The sequence below is a fragment of the Petropleomorpha daqingensis genome (genome assembly GCF_013408985.1).
Classification (GTDB): domain Bacteria; phylum Actinomycetota; class Actinomycetes; order Mycobacteriales; family Geodermatophilaceae; genus Petropleomorpha; species Petropleomorpha daqingensis.
This window is the reverse complement of record NZ_JACBZT010000001.1, coordinates 539,114-556,871: the sequence shown is the minus strand read 5'-3', so window position 1 is coordinate 556,871 and position 17,758 is coordinate 539,114. Positions and strand designations below refer to the sequence as shown.

Here is a 17,758-nt window from a genome sequence, read left to right as displayed (position 1 = left end):
GTGGACGCCCTCCGGTGATCAGGATGCTGTGAGACCCCGGCGAACTGTCTGGGAGCGCCGTTCAGCGCCAGGGCAGCAGCCGGACGCGGACGGCGCGCAGCAGCGCGAGCGGGTCCAGGTAGATCTGACCGCGGCGCACGCCCCAGTGCAAGCACGCGGCGGCGGGGCAGCCGGCGTGGCCGGCGAGCAGCGTGCCGATCGGCGACCCCCGGGCGACCGCCTGCCCGGCCGCCACCGCGGGCTCGACCGGCTCGTACGTCGTCCGCAGCCCGCCGGGGTGGTCGATGCTCACCACCGGCCGGCCGGCGACCCTCCCCGCGAAGGCGACCACGCCGTCCCCTGCCGCGAGCACGGTCGCCCCCGGCGCGGCGGCCAGGTCGACGCCGCGGTGCCCCGGACCGAACGGCCCGGCCGGCGCCTCGAACGCCCTGGTCACCGGCGGCGAGCCGGCCAGCGGCCACCCGAACCGGCCCACCGGCTCGACGGCCGACGGTTCGGCGAGGGCCGGAGCCGGCGCGAGCAGCGCGAGGCAGAGGACGGCGACGAGCAGCAGGCGGGCGCGCACGCGTCCACCGTGGTCGAGAGCCGCCCCGAGAAGGACTGCCGCGAGCGCTCTGTGGACGGTCGAAAGCCGCCTCGTCGCAGCAGGTATGCTCGTCGGTGCGATCCGTCTGCGATGGATCGACTTCGCGCGTTCTTCCTCCCGCCGCACGGGCGGGGCAGTCGCCACCTCGGTCCCAGCGAGGGTCCCTCACGGGCCACCGCCGGGGGAGTGGTGCTGCGGACGCCAGGGCGGTCCCCACCGGGGTCCGCGACAACCGAGAAGCGCGGTCTCCGGGCCGCGCGCAGAACAGAAGGGCTGAACGGCATGGCAGTCGTCAGCATGAAGCAGCTGCTCGACAGCGGCGTCCACTTCGGGCACCAGACCCGTCGCTGGAACCCGAAGATGAAGCGGTTCATCTTCACCGAGCGCAACGGCATCTACATCATCGACCTGCAGCAGACGCTCGGGTACATCGACAGCGCCTACGAGTTCGTCAAGCAGACGGTCGCGCACGGCGGCACGATCATGTTCGTCGGCACCAAGCGGCAGGCCCAGGAGGTCGTCGCCGAGCAGGCGCAGCGGGTCGGCATGCCCTACGTCAACCAGCGCTGGCTGGGCGGCATGCTCACCAACTTCCAGACCGTCCACAAGCGGCTGCAGCGCCTCAAGGAGCTTGAGGACATGGAGCAGACCGGCGTCATGGCCGGCCTGTCCAAGAAGGAGCAGCTCGGCCTGACCCGCGAGAAGGCCAAGCTGGAGCGCAGCCTCGGCGGTATCCGCGACATGCAGAAGGTGCCGAGCGCCGTCTGGGTCGTCGACACCAAGAAGGAGCACATCGCCGTCGGCGAGGCTCGCAAGCTGAACATCCCGGTCGTCGCGATCCTCGACACCAACTGCGACCCCGACGAGGTCGACTACAAGATCCCCGGCAACGACGACGCGATCCGCAGCATCACGGTGCTGACCCGCGTGATCGCCGACGCCGTCGCCGAGGGCCTCATGGCCCGCTCGGCCGCGCAGGCCAACGCCGGCCGCGAGGACAGCGGCGAGCAGGTCATCGGTGGCGACGAGCCGCTGCCGGACTGGGAGCGCGAGCTGCTGACCGGTCAGCAGGAGGGCGCCGCCGCGCTGCCCGAGACCCCGGCCGAGCCGGCTGCTGCCACCGCGACCGAGGTCGCGCCCGTCGAGGGCGTGCCGGCCACCGGCGACGCCTCGACCGGCACCCAGGGCGCCGAGAACGCCTGAACGCCGTCCCGTAACGAACACCAGAGGGAAGAGACATGCCTGCCTTCACCGCTGCCGACGTCAAGCGTCTGCGTGACGCCACCGGCGCCGGCATGATGGACGCCAAGAAGGCCCTCACCGAGGCCGATGGCGAGTACGACAAGGCGATCGAGCTCCTGCGCATCAAGGGCGCCAAGGACGTCGGCAAGCGCCTCGAGCGCTCGACGACCAACGGCGTCGTCGTGAGCAAGGGCGGCGCGCTGCTGGAGCTGGACTGCGAGACCGACTTCGTCGCGAAGAACGCCGAGTTCGTCGCCCTTGCCCAGCGGCTGCTCGAGATCGCGATCGAGCAGAACCCGTCCGACGTGGCGGCGCTGCTGGCCACCGAGGTCGACGGCCAGACCGTCGAGAAGCTGATCGAGGCCGAGTCGGCCCGCATCGGCGAGAAGCTGGTCCTCTCGCGGTTCGCCCTCTTCGAGGGCCCGACCGCGGTGTACCTGCACAAGCGGGCCACCGACCTGCCCCCGGCGATCGGTGTCGCGGTGCAGTACCACGGCGGCAGCGAGGACGCGGCGCGCAGCCTGGCGATGCACATCGCCGCCGCTCGCCCGCGCTACCTCACCCGCGAGGAGGTGCCGGCCGAGGCCGTCGAGACCGAGCGCCGCGTCGCCGAGCAGACCGCCAAGGAGGAGGGCAAGCCCGAGCAGGCGATCACCAAGATCGTCGAGGGTCGGGTCAACGCCTACTACAAGGACTTCGTCCTGCTCGAGCAGCCGTCGATCACCGAGCCCAAGCGCACGGTGAAGCAGATCCTCGACGAGGCCGGCCTGACGGTCGACCGCTTCGCCCGCTTCGAGGTCGGCCAGGCGTAGGCCCGGCGACACCGAGCACGTCCCGGCCCCGTTCCCGCTTCTGGGAACGGGGCCGGTCGCTTGTCAGGCGTCGGCGTACTGCTCGGCCCGCAGCTCCGTGAGCAGGGCGCGGAACCGCTCGGGTTCGTCGAGGTGCGGCGTGTGCGCCGAGTCCTCGAACCACACCAGCCGCTTCGAGGGCGCCCTCAGCGCGTCGTGGAACCGCCGGGTGGCGGTGCCCGGCGCGACCTGGTCGTGCCGGCCCTGGATCAGGACGACGGGCACGTCGAGGGCCGGCACGGTGCCGACCAGGTCGGTGTCGGCGAGATCCGGCAGCAGGGCGGTCTGCGAGGCGGCCATCCCGAGCAGCGTGCGCAGGCCGCCGGCCACCGAGTAGTCGGGCGAGCGGATCAGGCTGCGCAGCAGCGCGCCGAGGATCCCGCGGTAGCTCACGTGCACGCTGATGCCGCCGAAGTCGGCCGCCCACCGGGCGCGCGTCCGGAGCCGGTGCCCGGTCAGGTGCGGGGGCGGCCCGATGCGGCGCAGCTGCCGGACCGCACGCGAGTTGCCCCGGATGCGGGCGGTGCGCAGCGCGAACTCGTAGGTGTGGTGCTCCCCGGCCGGCATGTCGATGTCCATGCCGACCCCCACCAGGAGCGCGACGAGATCCGGGCGCCGCTGAGCGGCGTACGCGGCGTACGTCGCGCCGAAGGAGAAGCCGAGGACAGCGGCCGGTCGGCCGAACCGCTCGCGCAGCAGCTCCAGCAGCGCCACCGTGTCCTCGACCATCCGCGGCGCGCTGATCGGGAACGACCTCCCGAGCAGGGGGCGGGCAGACAGGCCGGTACCGCGCTGATCCCAGTAGACGACGGTCCAGTCGCGCTCCAGTCCCAGCAGCTCGTCCCAGCCGTGAGCCTCGTTGATCACGGGCAGGCCGGGACCCTGCTGCATGAGCAGCAGCGGCGGGTTCGAGGGGTCGGCCGCCCGGACCCGGATCCACTGGGTGATCCCACCGAGCTGCACGGACTCCAGCCGGTCGACCGCGAGATCGCTCATGCCGGTACGCCGTCGAGGGTGATCCGGGCCCCGGAGGCGTCGGGCACGAGGTCCGCGCCGAAGAGACGCCCGGGGGTCCACGCGCCGGGCATGGCTCCGGCCAGGACGCGTCGGGTCGTCTCCGCCGCGATGGCGGCCGTGGCCCGGACGCCCTCCCCGAGGTGCAGCTCGGCGGTGCGGATCCGCCCGTCGCGTCCGGTCACCTCTGCCCACGCGACGGAGTCGGTCCCGCTTCTGCGCGTCGACGGATCCGGCTGGTAGGCCACCACGTCGGCGGCGCCGCTGGCGCGTCGAGCCGCCTCGAGGTCGCCGACCGGTGCCGGGAACACCGGGCGCGCGGCGCCGCCGAAGGTCAGTTCCGTGGCGCCGCTGCCCAGCGGCTCGCGGACCAGTCGGCCGTCCCGGTATGTGAGCGCGCCCTGGCCGAGGGCCGCCACGATCGACTGGGTCACGCCCTCGGTCTGCCGGGTCACGCCTGCTGCGGACGCCACGCGCACCCCGCGGGGCGGGGACGCCATGACCTCGACCAGGCGCAGGACCAGGGTCTCGGTCGCGGCCGGCCCGAACCCGGCCCCGGTGACCAGGACGACGCCGCGCTCGCGGGCCTCCCCGTCGCGGTCGAGCAGGCCCCACACCGCGGGGAACTCGTTGGCGATGTCCACGTACGGGACGCCCGCGGCCAGGCAGGCCGCGATCACCGGACCGGCGCGCCGGGTGAACGGGCCGACGGTGTTGAGCACGACCCGGGCACCGGCCAGCGCGGCGGACAGCGAGTCCGGCTCGTCGACGTCCACGGCGCAGGCCTGCGCGCTCGCCCCTCGGGCGGTCAGCGCCCGGGCGAGGTCGTCGACCGGGGCGAGCCGGCGTCCGGCCAGGCGTACGGACAGGCCGCGGGCCGCGAGCTCGGCCCCGATGAGCGCCCCGCTGTTCCCGGCCGCCCCGAGCAGCAGCACGTCGCTCGTGCCGAGGCCGCCCCTGCGGGTGGGCATCGCCGATGTCGTCGTCACATCCGGTTCTCGCAGAAGGCCCCCGCGCGGGTTCAGCGGTGGTCGCGCGTCGCGCTCGGGTAGGCGTGCGGCAGGATCACGGGGAACCGATGTCGAGTGAGGGATTGAGCCGTTGACCGAGACCGCTCCGCTGTCCGCCCCCACCGCCTTCGCCCCTGCCGACGCCGGCGCGGGCTACAAGCGGGTGCTGCTCAAGCTCTCCGGTGAGGCGTTCGGCGGCGGCAAGGTCGGCGTGGACTCCGCGATCGTGCAGAACATCGCCCAGCAGCTCGCCGACGTCGTCCACGGCGGCACGCAGGTCGCCGTCGTCGTCGGTGGGGGCAACTTCTTCCGCGGCGCCGAGCTCGCCCAGGCCGGCATGGACCGCCGGCACGCCGACTACATGGGCATGCTGGGCACCGTCATGAACGCGCTGGCCCTGCAGGCCTTCTGCGAGCAGGTCGGCCTGGAGACCCGGGTGCAGACGGCGATCACCATGGGGCAGGTCGCCGAGCCCTACATCCCGCGCAAGGCGGTGCGGCACCTGGAGAAGGGCCGGCTGGTCATCTTCGGCGCGGGCGCCGGCATGCCGTACTTCTCCACCGACACCGTGGCCGCGCAGCGCGCCCTGGAGATCGGCTGCCAGGTGCTGCTCATGGCCAAGAACGGGGTGGACGGCGTCTATGACGACGACCCGCGCACCAACCCCGACGCCACGATGTACCACAACCTCGACTACGCGACCGTGCTCGCCGAGCAGCTGCGGGTGGCCGACGCGACCGCGATCAGCCTGTGCATGGACAACTCCATGCCGATCGTCGTGTTCAACCTGCTGCGCGACGGCAACATCGCCCGCGCGGTCGCAGGTGAGAAGATCGGAACGCTCATCAGCCAGCCGACCTGATCGGCCGGCTCCGGAGCACCCGCAGTCGAGACCCGGCGGAACGAGCCGCCGGCAGGAGGAGAGACCCGTGATCGACGACACCCTGCTCGACGCCGAGGAGCGGCTGGACAAGGCCTTGTCGGTCGCGCGCGAGGACCTCGGCTCGGTGCGCACCGGCCGGGCCGCCCCGGCGATGTTCAACAAGATCATGGTCGACTACTACGGCGCGATGACGCCGGTGCCGCAGATGTCCTCGATCACCGTGCCCGAGGCGCGCATGGCGGTCATCAAGCCCTACGACATGAGCCAGCTCGCGGCGATCGAGAAGGCCATCCGCGACAGCGACCTGGGCGTCAACCCGACCAACGACGGCCAGATCATCCGTGTCGTGTTCCCGCAGCTGACCGAGGAGCGCCGGCGCGACCTGGTCAAGATGGCCCGCTCGAAGGGTGAGGACGCCAAGGTGGCCATGCGCAACGTCCGCCGCCGGGCCAAGGAGGAGCTCGACCGGATCGCCAAGGACGGCGAGGCGGGTGAGGACGAGGTGCGCCGCGCGGAGAAGGAGCTCGACGACCTGACCGCCCAGCACGTCCACCAGATCGACGAGGCGGTCAAGCACAAGGAGAGCGAGCTGCTCGAGGTCTGAGCCGGCCGGTTCTCTTCCCATGACTTCTCCCGCCGCGCGCCGCCCCGAGCAGCCCGAGCCGGGGACGGTGCGGATGCCCTCGGTGCAGTCCGAGCACGCCCCCGACGACACCGGTCCCCTCCCGATCGTCGGCGCCCGCCCCGCGCCGCCGCCCCCGCCGGCGTCCGGCACGCCTCCGTTCGCCGCGCGCCCGTCGTCGCCGGAACCGTCAGCCCCGGAACTGTCAGCTCCGGAACCGTCGGCTCCGGTGCCGTCGTCGGACTTCACCGAGGAGCTACCGGTCACCGAGCAGCCGCCCGAGCCGCCGCCGTCGTCCGGGCGCGCCGGGCGCAACCTCGGCGCGGCGATCGGCGTCGGGCTCGGCCTGGGCGCGGTCATCCTGGCGTCGCTGCTGGTCTACCGGCCGGCGTTTCTCGTCGTCGTGCTCGCCGCCGTGATCATCGGCGTCCTGGAGCTGACCCGGGCGGTCCAGGCCGGCGACTTCCGGCCGCCGCTGGTCCCGGTCGTCGTCGGCGCGGTCGCGATGATCGCGCTGGCCTGGACGCGCGGGTCCACGGGTCTGGTGGTCGGCTTCCTGCTCACCGTGCTCGCGGTCGTCCTCTGGCGGCTGGCCGACGGCCCGGGCGACTACCTGCGCGACGCCTCCTCCGGCGTGCTCGTCGCGCTCTACGTCCCGTTCCTGGCCGGCTTCGCCATCCTGCTGCTGGTGCCCGACGACGGCGTCGCCCGCGTCCTGGTCTTCATCGCCACGGTGGTCTGCAACGACGTCGGCGGCTACGCGGCCGGGGTGCTGTTCGGCAAGCACGCGATGGCGCCGCACATCAGCCCGAAGAAGTCGTGGGAGGGCCTGGCCGGGTCCATCGTGGCCTGCGTCCTGTGCGCCTCGCTGATCCTCGTCCTCGCCTTCCACGCGGAGTGGTGGACCGGCCTCGTCTTCGGCACGGCGATCGCGGTGTCGGCGACGATCGGCGACCTGGGGGAGTCGCTGATCAAGCGTGACCTCGGGATCAAGGACATGGGCCACCTGCTGCCCGGCCACGGCGGGATCATGGACCGGCTCGATTCGCTGCTGCCGTCGGCCGCCGTCGCCTACCTGCTGCTGTCGGTGTTCGCCCCCGTCTGAGCTGGGGCGAACACGTCCCAGGTCGACCCCAACTCGGTGAAGCCGGCCCGTGCGTACCAGTGCCGCGGCCAGTCGTCCCCGGCCGCCTCGAGGACGACGAGGTCGCACCCGGCGTCCGCGGCGAGGGTGAGGATGCGGGCGAGGACGGCGCCGGCGTGCCCGTGGCCGCGGGCCGCCCCGTCGGTGAGCACCGAGTCGACCGCCGCGGTCCCGCCGTCCACCCGCAGCTGACCGGCCGCGACCACCAGGCCCTCCTCCCGGACGACGACGTCGGTGACGGCCACCACCGCGTCGTTGCGGAACTCGCGGTCCACCAGCTCGGCGACGACGTCGTCCCGACCGGAGCCGAGCAGCTCCCGCCACGAGCGCTCCCACAGCGGGTGCACCACCTCCTGCGGCACCACCTCGGCCCGCTCGCCCCCGGGCACCTGGGTCGCCGGACGACCCATGAGCACGATCTCCTCCACGCTCCAGCCCCGCTGGGCCAGCTCGTGTGCGACGTCGTCCGCACCCGGGAACCGCAGCGTGGCGGCCCGAGCGAACCACCCCATGCCGGCGGCGGTGTCCTCGACGGTGTCTGCGTCGACAGGGGAGGAGAGCAGCAGCCGGTTGTCGTCCCGTGAGCGCGGGAAGCGGGCGTCGCTCACGGCCACCCCACCGGGGACGTCGCGGACGTCGGCGGCGCGGCGGACCGCCACAGACAGCTGCAGCGCCAGCGCCCGGCCGAGGGGGTCGTCGGGTCCGGGCAGCACGGGCGGCGCCGGCGGCCGGTACGGCACCACGGCGGTCACGGCGGTCGTCGGCAGGGGTCCGTGGAGGTGCGGGAAGCGCATGGACGCCGGGTCCTCGGGGACGCCGGGTTCCCAGCGCACCGGGTCGCGCAGCCGCTGCGGGTCGACCACGAGCAGCGCGAGGTCGCGCCTGCCGGGGAAGAGCCGTTCCGCGGGCAGGTGCGCCTGCTCCGGCGTGGACAGGTGGATGAAGCCGACGTCGGCCAGCGACGGCGGCCGGAGGACGCCCTCGGACAGGGCCGCCCGCCACGACGCGGGCTCGATCAGGTGCAGCAGCGGACCGTCGGGCACGGCTTGAGATCCTGCCGGTATGGCTGCCGACGACCGGAACCGCATCGCGAACGGGTACCGCCGGTTCGCCGAGGTGGAGGCGGCGGAGACTTCCCCGCTCTACGCCCGGCTCGCGCTCGCCGTGGCGGACGACCCCGACGTCCTCGCCTTCCTCGGCGGGCTGCCCGCGGGCAAGCGCCAGCCGAACCTGCTGTTCGCCGCCGCGCGGTTCCTGCACGGCACGCCGGACGGGATCGACGACCTCCGACGGGCAGTGCTCGACGACGGCGACCGGCTGCGCTCCACGATGCAAGCCCGCGCGACCCAGACGAACGAGGCGGCCCGCTGCGCCGCGCTGCTCCCGCTGCTCGCCGCGATCGCCGGCCCGCTGGCGCTGATCGAGGTCGGCGCTTCCGCCGGCCTGTGCCTCTACCCCGATCGGTACTCCTACGACTACGACGGCGTCCGGGTGGGAGCCCAGAGCCCGGTCCACCTCCGCTGCACCACGACCGGCGGCCTCCCGGTTCCGTCCCGGCTGCCGGAGGTGGTGGCCCGCACCGGCATCGACCTCAACCCGCTCGACCCTGCGGACGAGGACACCCGCGACTGGCTGCGGGCCTTGATCTGGCCCGGGCCCGCGGCCGAGGACCGGCTCGCCCGCCTCGAGGCCGCGACCGCCATCGCCGCCCGCGAACCGGCCCGGATGCTCACCGGCCACCTCCTGGTCCGGCTGCCCGAGGCGGTGGCTTCGGCGCCGCCCGGTGCGACCGTGGTGGTCTTCCACACCGCGGTGCTGCCGTACGTGCCCGGTGCCGAGCGGGCGGCGTTCACCGAGATGGTGCGCGACCTGCCGGTCCGCTGGGTCGCCCAGGAGGGGACCGGCGCGCTGCCCGATGTCGAGGCACTGGCGCCGGGCGAGGCGCGCGGCCGCTTCTTGCTCTCCCTGGACGGCCGGCCGGTCGCGTGGACCGCGCCGCACGGCGGCCGGATCGACTGGTTCGCGGGGACGATGGCGTGATGAGCGGCGAACCCGGACCCACCGAGTGGGGGACGACGGTCGGCGTCGGCCCCTGGCCCGGGGACTGGCCGACCGATCCCCGCTACGACCCCGAGCTGCTCGCGCACGGTGACCGGCGCAACGTCGTGGACCGCTACCGCTACTGGACGGTCGAGGCGATCGTGGCCGACCTCGATGCCCGGCGGCACCCGTTCTCCGTCGCGATCGAGAACTTCGGCCACGACCTCAACATCGGGACCGTCGTCCGCACGGCGAACGCCTTCCTCGCCGCCGAGGTGCACATCGTCGGCCGTCGCCGCTGGAACCGCCGGGGAGCGATGGTGACCGACCGGTACCAGCACCTGCGGCACCACGCCGACGTCGCCGAGCTGGCGGCGTGGGCTGCGAACGAGGGTCTGGCGCTGGTCGCCGTCGACAACGGCCCCGGCGCGGTGCCGCTGGAGACCGTCGAGCTGCCCGAGCGCTGTGTGCTGCTGTTCGGGCAGGAGGGGCCGGGCCTGACCGCTGAGGCCCGCGCCGCCGCCGACCTCACCGTCGCGATCGCCCAGTTCGGCTCGACCCGGTCGATCAACGCCGGCGTCGCGGCCGGCATCGCCATGCACGCCTGGATCCGCCGGCACGCGGATCTGGACGCGGTGCCGGAAGGGCATCCGTAGCCCTCCGCGGAGCCGTCGACGGTGCGACGATGCCGCGGTGACCGGGTCGAGAGATCCTCGGGAACTGCTCGTGGTGGCGATCGACGGGTTCGCCCAGCGGCTGCGGCTCGTCGGGCCCGACGACTGGCGGCGTCCGACGCCGTGCGCCGAGTGGGACGTGTCCGCGCTGGTCAACCACGTCGTCGGAGCCGCTGTCCGCTACCAGCTGCTGCTGCACGGCGCGTCGACCGAGCAGGTCGAGGCGACGCGCACCGTCGATCACCTCGGCGACGACGCGATGGGGTCCTTCGGAACGACGGCGGACGGCATGCTCGCGTGCTTCGCCGAGGACGGCGCGCTCGAGCGCATCACGCACCACGTCACCGGCGACCGCACCGGGCGCGAGCTCCTCTCGATGCGGATCCTCGACCTCGGGGTCCACGCCTGGGACCTCGCCCGGGCCATCGGCGCCGACGAGACCCTCGACGCCGACGTCGTCGCCTTCCTCCTGGACTCCACCGCCGATCTCGACCTCGGTCCGCAGCAGCGTGCCTTCGCCCCGGCGGACGGCGACGTCCCGGCCGACGCCTCACCCAAGGACCGGCTGCTGCACCGGCTGGGCCGCCACCCCCACCTCCCGGAGGAGGTCCGTTGAACGACACCGAGACGTTCCTCGACGAGATGCTGCCGCGCATCCACGAGGCCGAGACGGCGCTGCACAACGGCGACGCCGGCCCCCGCTTCGCGATGTGGTCGCACACCGATCCGGTCACCGTCTTCGGTGCCGCGATGAACCGGACCGGGTGGGCCGAGGTCGGTCCGATGTTCGAGAAGCTCGCCTCGAACTTCGCGAACTGCAGTGCGTGCGAGTGGGAGGTGGTGGCCGCCGACGTGGGGGAGGATTTCGCCTACCTGCTGGCGATCGAGCGGACGACCGCGTCGGTGGCCGGCTCGGAGCCGACGTCGTACGTGCTCCGCAGCACGACGATCTTCCGGCGCGAGGACGGCGAGTGGAAGATCGTGCACCGGCACGCCGATCCGGTCGACGACTCCGCGGCGTTCCTGGCGGGCCTGCGCGGCGACTGACGGTGCCTGCCGTCAGTGCAGCGGCGGGTCGGGGTCGATGCCCCGTGCGTGCAGCGCCGCCTCGATCGCCTCGCAGACGGTGCGGACGACGGCGACGCGGGCCCAGCGCTTGTCCTCGGCAGCGATGACGTGCCACGGCGCGACGGTGGTGTCGGTGCGCTCGATCATCTCCTCGACCGCGGCTGCGTACTCCTCGTGCTTCCCGCGGTTGCGCCAGTCCTCGTCGGTGAGCTTCCACGCCCGGTAGGGGTCGTCGCGCCGTGACTCGAAGCGGCGCAGTTGCTCCTGCGGGGAGAGGTGCAGCCAGAACTTGACGATGATCATGCCCTCGGCGGCGAGGGTGTCCTCGAGGTCGACGATCTCCCCGTACGCGCGGCGCCACGCCTCCGCGGGCGCGTAGCCCTCCACCCGTTCCACCAGCACCCGGCCGTACCAGGTGCGGTCGAGCACGGCCATGCCGCCCCAGCCGGGCAGCACCGGCCAGAACCGCCACAGGAAGTGGTGCCGCTTCTCGTCGTACGTCGGCGCCGAGAACGAGCGGACGCGGACGTGCCGCGGGTCCAGCCGCTCGGTCAGCCGCTTGATCGCGCCGCCCTTGCCCGACGCGTCCCACCCCTCGAACAGCACGAGCAGCGGCGGACCGATCTCACCCGGCCCGATCAGCCCCCCGAGCAGCAGCCGCAGGTGCACGAGGCGCTTCTGCGCGGCCTTGAGCTGCTTCTTCTCCTCGGACTTGGAGAGCTTGTGCGACAGATCGACGTCCTCGAGCCGGCCCATGCGCCAGAGCCTGGCTGGTGTGGCTCCGTCGCGCCTCCGGGAACCGGCGGCCGTCCTCCGGCACCATGAATCGATTGCGCCGAGTGAGCATGCGGTGACGGGGGGTCGCTGAGAAGGAGGAGTCGCGCGGATGCCGGACGAGAAGACCGCGCCCGATCCGCCGCAGCCGGCCGCCACGCCGGCCGATGCGGAGGAGTGGGACGAGGCCTGGCTGCCCGAGTGGATCGGCGACCCGGACGACCCGACGGCCGAGGAGCCGACGGCCGAGGAGCCGACCCCGGAGCCCGAGGAACCGGCGGTCGAGGAGCCGGTGATCGAGGAGCCGGCCGAGCCCGAGGCGGTCGAGGCGGTCGTCGAGCCCGCCGAGGAGGACGTCGTCGAGCCGGACGACGTCGAACCGGAGCAGGACGCCGTCGACGAGCCCGACGTCGAGACGCCTCCCGTGTACGTGCCGCCGCGCGTCGTCGTCCGACCCCGGGTGCGACCCCACCGGAGGGCGCGCAACGCCGTGCTGGTCGGCCTGTTCGTCGCCGCGGCCCTCGTCGCCGCGGCCCTGATGGCCACCTCGTGGGGCGCCACCCCCGCCTCCGAGCAGCACGCTGCCGAGCCGACCGTCGGGACGACGACGGCGGCGCCGTCGCTGCCGACCCTCCGCCCGCGCTCGACCACGACGCCGCCCACGACCACGATCCCCACCGAGACGCCGTCGCCCACGACCCCGGTCGCGCCGGCGCCCTCCGCGCGCGCCGTGCAGGCCCAGCGGACCACGGCAGCCGCGCAGGTCGACACGACCCCGCCGCCACCGCCACCCGTCGTGACGCCGGATCTGCCCCCGACCGACGGCCCGCCCATGGACGACGACCCGGCGGACACCAGCACGCCGACCGAGTCGAGCACGGCCGCGCCCACGACGACGACCACGCCGACGACCACGTCGACCGATGCCTCACCCACCGACGCCTCACCGACCGACGCCTCGCCGACCGACACGGGCGGCCCGACGTCGACCTCGTCCGACCCGGGGCAGGTCACCGACGAGTCGACGCCGCCGCCGACGACCTCAGCCGCGGGCCGCGCCGCGCGGTAGCGCCTCGACCAGCCCGCACTCGTGCGCCAGCACGATCGCCTGCGCGCGGTCGCGCAGGTCGAGCTTGGCCAGGATGTGCCGGACGTGCGTCTTGACCGTGGCCAGCGAGATGAACAGGTCGTGGGCGATCTCCGGGTTGGACCGGCCCGCGCCGACCAGGCCCAGCACCTCGACCTCGCGCTCGCTGAGCGGCGTCAGCCGCGACCGGGTGTCGGCCGGGGGGCGCTGCACGTAGGAGGCGACCAGGCGCGCCACCACCGCGGGTGCGAGCGGCATCTCGCCGTGCGCCGCCGCCTCGACCGCGGCCACCAGCCGCTCGCCGCCGACGTCCTTGAGCAGGAAGCCGGCCGCGCCGGCCCGCAGCGCCGCGTAGGTGTGCTCCTCGCCGTCGAAGGTGGTCAGCACGAGGATCCGGCTCGGGCAGCCGGCCGCCACCAGCCGGCCGGTGGCCTCCACGCCGTCCATGCGGGGCATCCGCAGGTCCATCAGGACGACGTCCGGACGCGTCTGCTCGACCACCCGCACGCCCTCGGCGCCGTCGGCCGCCTCACCGAGCACGTCGATGCCGGCCAGCTCGAGGATCAGCCGCAGCCCGTCGCGGACCAGCGCCTGGTCGTCGACGAGCACCACCGAGGTCACGTCAGCGCCTCCACGGGCAGCGGCAGCCGGGCGCGGACCAGGAAGCCGTCGGGCACCGCGCCGGCCGAAAGCGAGCCGCCGTGCATGCGCACCCGCTCGCGCATCCCGACCAGCCCGTGGCCACCGTCCGCCCGCCGGTCGGGGACGGCCCCGCCGCTGTGCACCTCGACGATCAGCGCGGGCCCGTCGCCGTCCACCCGCACCCGCACCGGAGCGCCGGGCGCGTGCCGCCGGGCGTTGGTGAGCGCCTCCTGGACGACGCGGAACGCGGCCAGCTGGAGGCTCGGCGGCGGCAGCGGCTCCGGGAGGCGGAACCGGAGGTCGATCTGCGTCCCGCCGGTGCGCGCCGACTGCACCAGGTCGGGGATCTCCGCCAGCCCGGGCTGCGGGCGCAGCACGCCGTTCCCCTCGTCGGGGTCGCGCAGCAGGCCCACCACCCGGCGCATCTCGGTGAGCGTGCGGGCGGCAGCCTCCCGGATCCGGTCGACCGGGACGGCGGCCCGCTCCGGTGCGCGGGCGAGAGCCGCCGCCGCGGCGTCCGCCTGCAGCGCGATCACGGTGATCTCGTGCCCGATCACGTCGTGCAGCTCGCGGGCGATGCGGGTGCGCTCCTCGGCGGCGGCGGCGCGCTCGGCGGCCGCCCGCTCGTGCACGAGCTGCGCGGTGAGCTCCCGCAGCCGCGCGTTCTGGGCGCGGTGCTCGGCGACCAGCACGCCGGCCACCGCCGGCGCGGCCACCGCGAGCGCGGCGCCGATCGAGGCCTGCCAGACGTCCGGCCCGAGCAGGGTGCCGACGACGCTGATGAGCACGCCGACCGCGGTCACGGTGGCGACCCGCCAGCGCACCGGGTCGTGCGCACCGAGGGAGTAGAAGAGCAGGACGGCGACGACGTAGCCGAGCAGCAGGTAGCCCCCGGGCGTCGGGATCAGCCAGACGGCGGTGCCCACCAGCGCCGCGGCCGCCGGGAACACCCGCCGCCACGCAAGCGGGACGGTGGAGACGACGGCCACCAGCACGGAGAGGGCAGCCCCGGCGATCGGCGCGACCGCCACCTGCACGAGGGAGACGGCGAGGAAGCCCGCCGCCAGGAGCACGTCGGCCCGCGGCGGTCGGGCCCAGGAGCGCGCGGACCGGTCCACGAGCGGGAGCGTAGGGCGGCGGAGCCCCGCTGCCATCAGCCTCAGGGCTGAGCGGAGAAGCCGCCTTCGGGTCGATGGCGTCGGCGTCGCGGCTCCCTAGCGTTCCCGCCGCACTCGCCGATCCCCTCTCCAGGAGTTCCCGTGACCACCACCCTCGCCCGGCCGGCCACCGACCGCCCGGTCCTCGTCGCCGTCACCCGCGTCCTCGCCGGGCTCTTCGGCGTGCTCAAGCTGAGCTCGACCACCTACTTCTTGTTCTTCGCCACAGCCGCCCAGGGCGGTGACCCGCAGGGCATCGGCGACTGGTCGGTCGGCGTGTGGTCCTACGTGATCGCCGTCGGCTATCTGGTGATCGCCGCCCGCCTGGGTCGCGACGCCCGCGTCCTGCCGTTCACCGTCGGTCTCGCCGTCGCCGACGTGGCCTTCAGCGTGGTCAAGTTCTTCGTCTACGACGAGCCCGAGGCGATCGGTTTCACCGTGACGACGCTGGTCCTGCTGGCCCTCGTCGCGGCGGCGAGCCGCCCGCGCCGCACGGCCTGACCGCACCGGCAGCGGGCCCCGGGGAGTGAGCTTCCCCTCGGGGCCCGCCGTCGTGGGCGCCCGGATGGGACGATGGGGGGCGCCATGACTGCCCTGCCCCTCGTCTTCGACGCCCCCCGCCGCGGCAAGCCGCCGCGCCACCTCGCCGACCTCACCCGCGAGGAGGCCCGGGCCGCGGTGACCGAGCTCGGTCAGCCGGCCTTCCGCGCCGACCAGCTCGCCCGGCACTTCTACCGGGGCGTCAGCGACCCGGCGCAGATGACCGACCTGCCGGCCGCCGTCCGGGAGGACCTGACGGCGGCGCTGCTCCCGGGCCTGCTCACGCCCGTGCGGCACCTGTCGGCCGACGGCGGCCGCACCCGCAAGACGCTGTGGCGGCTGCACGACGGCGCGCTGGTCGAGAGCGTCCTCATGCGCTACCCGGACCGGGCCACGGTGTGCATCTCCAGCCAGGCCGGCTGCGGCATGGCCTGCCCGTTCTGCGCCACCGGCCAGCAGGGCCTGACCCGCAACCTGTCCGCCGCCGAGATCATCGGCCAGGCGGTCGCGGCCGCCGCCGCGATGGCGAACGGCGAGATCCCCGGCGGGCCGGGGCGGCTGTCCAACGTCGTCTTCATGGGCATGGGCGAGCCGCTGGCCAACTACCCGCGGGTGCGCAAGACGCTCGACGCGCTGCTCACCCCCGCCCCCCACGGGCTCGGGCTGTCGCAGCGGTCGGTCACCGTCTCCACCGTCGGGCTCGTGCCCGGCATCCGCCGGCTGACCGAGGAAGGGCTGCACGTCACCCTCGCGGTGAGCCTGCACGCGCCGGACGACGAGCTGCGCGACACCCTCGTGCCGATCAACACCCGCTACACGGTCACCGAGGTGATCGAGGCGGCCGACGCCTACGCCGCGCGCACCGGCCGCCGCTACTCGATCGAGTACGCGCTCATCCGCGACGTCAACGACCAGCCGGAGCGGGCCGACCTGCTCGGCCGGCTGCTGGCCGACCGGCTCGCGCACGTCAACCTCATCCCGCTCAACCCGACCCCGGGCAGCAAGTGGGACGCCAGCCCGCTGCCGGCGCAGCGCGAGTTCGTGGCGCGGCTGCGCGCCGCCGGGGTGGCGACGACGATCCGCGACACCCGGGGCCAGGAGATCGACGGCGCCTGCGGCCAGCTCGCCGCCGCCGATCGCGTCGAGGGCGTGCCGGCGGTCGCCGTCCCGACGCCGTCGGTGGAGCCCCCGGTGGAGCTCGGCGCGGAAGCCGACCAGTGACCGAGCAGGCGGCCACCACCGAGGCCCACGGCCACACCCACGCCGACGTCTCCGGCGGCTGGCTGCGCGCCGCAGTCTTCGGCGCGATGGACGGGCTGGTCAGCAACACCGCCCTGGTGGCCGGCGTCGGCGGGGGCGGGGTCTCCTCGCACGCCATCGTGCTCACCGGGTTCGCCGGGCTGATCTCGGGCGCCATCTCGATGGCGCTGGGCGAGTACACGTCGGTGAAGACGCAGAACGAGCAGCTCGACCTCGAGGTCGCCCGGGAGCGGGCCGAGATGGAGCGCAACCCGCGGGGCGAGGTCGAGGAGCTGGCGGAGATGATCCGCTCCCGCGGCGTCGACGCGGCCCTCGCCGACGAGGTCGCCGAGCAGCTGCACCGCGACCGCGAGGCGGCGCTGCAGCTGCACATCGTGGCCGAGATCGGGCTCAGCCCCGAGGACAAGCCTTCTCCGCGGACGGCGGCGGTCTCCTCGCTGCTGACCTTCTCGACCGGCGCGATCTTCCCGCTGCTGCCCTACCTGCTCGGGCTCTCGGTGCTGTGGCCGGCGCTGGTCTCCGGCGGCATCGGGCTGTTCGTCGCCGGCGCGCTGTCGTCGCGGTTCACGCCGCGCCCGTGGTGGTTCGCCGGGATGCGGCAGCTGCTGTTCGGCGCGATCGCGGCCGGTGCGACCTACCTGATCGGCCTGGCGATCGGCTCGGCACCCGGCTAGCGGCATCGCTCGACCGCGCACGGTCCTGCGGAGTTGTCGAGGCATGTGCGGTCGTGCAGGACCGCACGACCCTGCGGAACCCCGCACGAGCGGGGGTCGGCCGCCGAGGCCTGTTGGCGGCGTCTCCTACTTGGCGCGCCAGGCGTTCTTGCGGCGGACCCGGTCGTAGAGGAAGACGACGACCATCAGCGCGGCGATGACGACCAGCCAGATGTCCTCGACCTTGCCCTGGTGGTTGCCGAACAGGAACGCGAGGATCGCCAGCGGGCCCAGGAACCAGGTGCGGCGGCCCCACTTGCCCATCTCGCCGTGCCAGCCCCAGTCCTCGGGCCGCTCGTGCTCGACCGGGTGCTCCCCGGCGCGGACGACCGCTTCTTCGCGACCGGGCTGGTTGACCCGCTGGGTCGCGGGGCGCGTTTCCTGGACCACGGTGGTCATCTTGCCAGCACCGACCCCGCGGAAACCGTCGGGTACGGCGCGGCGTGCCGTC

21 protein-coding genes are annotated in these 17,758 nt (G+C 74.0%); 13 read left to right on the top strand and 8 right to left on the bottom strand.

The window, feature by feature from the left end; all coding sequences use genetic code 11:
• Positions 1-61 precede the first annotated feature (61 nt).
• Complete coding sequence (locus GGQ55_RS02750; RefSeq protein WP_179715004.1) at positions 62-565, bottom strand: murein hydrolase activator EnvC family protein; 504 nt, start codon at positions 563-565, stop codon at positions 62-64.
• A 303-nt stretch (positions 566-868) separates the two neighbouring features.
• Between GGQ55_RS02750 and rpsB the strand changes: the two genes are divergently transcribed.
• Positions 869-1,789 carry a 30S ribosomal protein S2 gene (rpsB, locus tag GGQ55_RS02745; protein WP_179715003.1) on the top strand — a complete coding sequence of 307 codons (921 nt, stop codon included), beginning with the start codon at positions 869-871 and terminating at the stop codon, positions 1,787-1,789.
• A gap of 35 nt (positions 1,790-1,824) precedes the next feature.
• Entirely contained in the window at positions 1,825-2,640 is an 816-nt protein-coding gene (gene tsf, locus GGQ55_RS02740; RefSeq protein ID WP_179715002.1) for a translation elongation factor Ts, read from the top strand.
• 63 nt (positions 2,641-2,703) lie between these two features.
• Here the strand turns inward: tsf and GGQ55_RS02735 are convergent, their stop codons facing one another.
• Together GGQ55_RS02735 and GGQ55_RS02730 are read right to left on the bottom strand one after the other, a co-directional pair.
• The gene (locus tag GGQ55_RS02735) at positions 2,704-3,675 is read right to left on the bottom strand and encodes an alpha/beta fold hydrolase (RefSeq protein WP_179715001.1); all 972 of its coding nucleotides are present in this window, start codon (positions 3,673-3,675) and stop codon (positions 2,704-2,706) included.
• The gene (locus tag GGQ55_RS02730; RefSeq protein WP_179715000.1) at positions 3,672-4,664 is read right to left on the bottom strand and encodes a saccharopine dehydrogenase NADP-binding domain-containing protein; all 993 of its coding nucleotides are present in this window, start codon (positions 4,662-4,664) and stop codon (positions 3,672-3,674) included. The genes GGQ55_RS02735 and GGQ55_RS02730 overlap by 4 nt, the downstream gene beginning before the upstream one ends.
• Positions 4,665-4,794: 130 nt before the next feature.
• Here GGQ55_RS02730 and pyrH point away from each other — a divergent pair, with 130 nt between their 5' ends.
• From pyrH to GGQ55_RS02715, 3 genes are all read left to right on the top strand, one after another.
• Positions 4,795-5,565, top strand: a complete 771-nt coding sequence (gene pyrH, locus GGQ55_RS02725; protein WP_436277816.1) for a UMP kinase — start codon at positions 4,795-4,797, stop codon at positions 5,563-5,565.
• A gap of 67 nt (positions 5,566-5,632) precedes the next feature.
• Positions 5,633-6,190 (top strand): ribosome recycling factor, encoded by a 558-nt coding sequence (gene frr, locus GGQ55_RS02720; RefSeq protein WP_179714999.1) that lies wholly within the window; start codon positions 5,633-5,635, stop codon positions 6,188-6,190.
• Between the two features lie 19 nt (positions 6,191-6,209).
• Positions 6,210-7,313 carry a phosphatidate cytidylyltransferase gene (locus GGQ55_RS02715; RefSeq protein ID WP_179714998.1) on the top strand — a complete coding sequence of 368 codons (1,104 nt, stop codon included), beginning with the start codon at positions 6,210-6,212 and terminating at the stop codon, positions 7,311-7,313.
• Here GGQ55_RS02715 and GGQ55_RS02710 read toward each other — a convergent pair.
• A complete protein-coding gene (locus tag GGQ55_RS02710; RefSeq protein ID WP_366488598.1) occupies positions 7,280-8,395 on the bottom strand; it encodes a GNAT family N-acetyltransferase in 1,116 nt (371 codons plus the stop codon). The two genes, GGQ55_RS02715 and GGQ55_RS02710, sit on opposite strands and share 34 nt — an antisense overlap.
• 19 nt (positions 8,396-8,414) lie before the next feature.
• On the opposite strand from GGQ55_RS02710, the gene GGQ55_RS02705 reads away from it, so the two are divergent.
• The 4 genes from GGQ55_RS02705 to GGQ55_RS02690 are packed head-to-tail and all read left to right on the top strand — an operon-like array spanning position 8,415 to position 11,113.
• Complete coding sequence (locus GGQ55_RS02705; protein ID WP_179714996.1) at positions 8,415-9,392, top strand: DUF2332 domain-containing protein; 978 nt, start codon at positions 8,415-8,417, stop codon at positions 9,390-9,392.
• Positions 9,392-10,048 (top strand): TrmH family RNA methyltransferase, encoded by a 657-nt coding sequence (locus tag GGQ55_RS02700; RefSeq protein WP_179714995.1) that lies wholly within the window; start codon positions 9,392-9,394, stop codon positions 10,046-10,048. Before GGQ55_RS02705 ends, GGQ55_RS02700 begins: the two co-directional genes overlap by 1 nt.
• A 37-nt stretch (positions 10,049-10,085) precedes the next feature.
• Complete coding sequence (locus tag GGQ55_RS02695; RefSeq protein WP_179714994.1) at positions 10,086-10,682, top strand: TIGR03086 family metal-binding protein; 597 nt, start codon at positions 10,086-10,088, stop codon at positions 10,680-10,682.
• Entirely contained in the window at positions 10,679-11,113 is a 435-nt protein-coding gene (locus GGQ55_RS02690; protein ID WP_218859138.1) for a YybH family protein, read from the top strand. The genes GGQ55_RS02695 and GGQ55_RS02690 overlap by 4 nt, the downstream gene beginning before the upstream one ends.
• Before the next feature lie 12 nt (positions 11,114-11,125).
• Here GGQ55_RS02690 and GGQ55_RS02685 read toward each other — a convergent pair whose 3' ends face one another.
• Positions 11,126-11,890, bottom strand: a complete 765-nt coding sequence (locus tag GGQ55_RS02685) for a polyphosphate kinase 2 family protein (protein ID WP_179714993.1) — start codon at positions 11,888-11,890, stop codon at positions 11,126-11,128.
• 130 nt (positions 11,891-12,020) lie between these two features.
• On the opposite strand from GGQ55_RS02685, the gene GGQ55_RS02680 reads away from it, so the two are divergent.
• Positions 12,021-12,977, top strand: a complete 957-nt coding sequence (locus GGQ55_RS02680; protein WP_179714992.1) for a hypothetical protein — start codon at positions 12,021-12,023, stop codon at positions 12,975-12,977.
• Here the strand turns inward: GGQ55_RS02680 and GGQ55_RS02675 are convergent.
• Together GGQ55_RS02675 and GGQ55_RS02670 are read right to left on the bottom strand one after the other, a co-directional pair.
• On the bottom strand, positions 12,951-13,616 hold the full coding sequence (locus GGQ55_RS02675; protein ID WP_179714991.1) for a response regulator: 666 nt from the start codon (positions 13,614-13,616) through the stop codon (positions 12,951-12,953). The two genes, GGQ55_RS02680 and GGQ55_RS02675, sit on opposite strands and share 27 nt — an antisense overlap.
• The gene (locus tag GGQ55_RS02670) at positions 13,613-14,755 is read right to left on the bottom strand and encodes a sensor histidine kinase (RefSeq protein WP_179714990.1); all 1,143 of its coding nucleotides are present in this window, start codon (positions 14,753-14,755) and stop codon (positions 13,613-13,615) included. Before GGQ55_RS02670 ends, GGQ55_RS02675 begins: the two co-directional genes overlap by 4 nt.
• Before the next feature lie 141 nt (positions 14,756-14,896).
• Between GGQ55_RS02670 and GGQ55_RS02665 the strand changes: the two genes are divergently transcribed.
• The 3 genes from GGQ55_RS02665 to GGQ55_RS02655 all read left to right on the top strand — a co-directional run bounded on the left by GGQ55_RS02665 (position 14,897) and on the right by GGQ55_RS02655 (position 17,268).
• On the top strand, positions 14,897-15,295 hold the full coding sequence (locus GGQ55_RS02665) for a hypothetical protein (protein WP_179714989.1): 399 nt from the start codon (positions 14,897-14,899) through the stop codon (positions 15,293-15,295).
• A gap of 84 nt (positions 15,296-15,379) precedes the next feature.
• Positions 15,380-16,555 carry a dual-specificity RNA methyltransferase RlmN gene (gene rlmN, locus GGQ55_RS02660; RefSeq protein WP_179714988.1) on the top strand — a complete coding sequence of 392 codons (1,176 nt, stop codon included), beginning with the start codon at positions 15,380-15,382 and terminating at the stop codon, positions 16,553-16,555.
• A complete protein-coding gene (locus tag GGQ55_RS02655) occupies positions 16,552-17,268 on the top strand; it encodes a VIT1/CCC1 transporter family protein (protein ID WP_179714987.1) in 717 nt (238 codons plus the stop codon). The genes rlmN and GGQ55_RS02655 overlap by 4 nt, the downstream gene beginning before the upstream one ends.
• A gap of 126 nt (positions 17,269-17,394) precedes the next feature.
• Here GGQ55_RS02655 and GGQ55_RS02650 read toward each other — a convergent pair whose 3' ends face one another.
• Positions 17,395-17,706 (bottom strand): DUF2631 domain-containing protein, encoded by a 312-nt coding sequence (locus tag GGQ55_RS02650; protein ID WP_179714986.1) that lies wholly within the window; start codon positions 17,704-17,706, stop codon positions 17,395-17,397.
• Positions 17,707-17,758 lie beyond the last annotated feature (52 nt).

Coding starts and splice junctions, on each gene's coding strand:
- GGQ55_RS02685 (WP_179714993.1), bottom strand. CDS start 11,890: ATGGGCCGGCTCGAGGACGTCGATCTGTCGCACAAGCTCTCCAAGTCC.
- GGQ55_RS02705 (WP_179714996.1), top strand. CDS start 8,415: ATGGCTGCCGACGACCGGAACCGCATCGCGAACGGGTACCGCCGGTTC.
- rpsB (WP_179715003.1), top strand. CDS start 869: ATGGCAGTCGTCAGCATGAAGCAGCTGCTCGACAGCGGCGTCCACTTC.
- rlmN (WP_179714988.1), top strand. CDS start 15,380: ATGACTGCCCTGCCCCTCGTCTTCGACGCCCCCCGCCGCGGCAAGCCG.
- GGQ55_RS02730 (WP_179715000.1), bottom strand. CDS start 4,664: ATGCCCACCCGCAGGGGCGGCCTCGGCACGAGCGACGTGCTGCTGCTC.
- GGQ55_RS02715 (WP_179714998.1), top strand. CDS start 6,210: ATGACTTCTCCCGCCGCGCGCCGCCCCGAGCAGCCCGAGCCGGGGACG.
- GGQ55_RS02650 (WP_179714986.1), bottom strand. CDS start 17,706: ATGACCACCGTGGTCCAGGAAACGCGCCCCGCGACCCAGCGGGTCAAC.
- tsf (WP_179715002.1), top strand. CDS start 1,825: ATGCCTGCCTTCACCGCTGCCGACGTCAAGCGTCTGCGTGACGCCACC.
- GGQ55_RS02700 (WP_179714995.1), top strand. CDS start 9,392: ATGAGCGGCGAACCCGGACCCACCGAGTGGGGGACGACGGTCGGCGTC.
- GGQ55_RS02680 (WP_179714992.1), top strand. CDS start 12,021: ATGCCGGACGAGAAGACCGCGCCCGATCCGCCGCAGCCGGCCGCCACG.
- GGQ55_RS02735 (WP_179715001.1), bottom strand. CDS start 3,675: ATGAGCGATCTCGCGGTCGACCGGCTGGAGTCCGTGCAGCTCGGTGGG.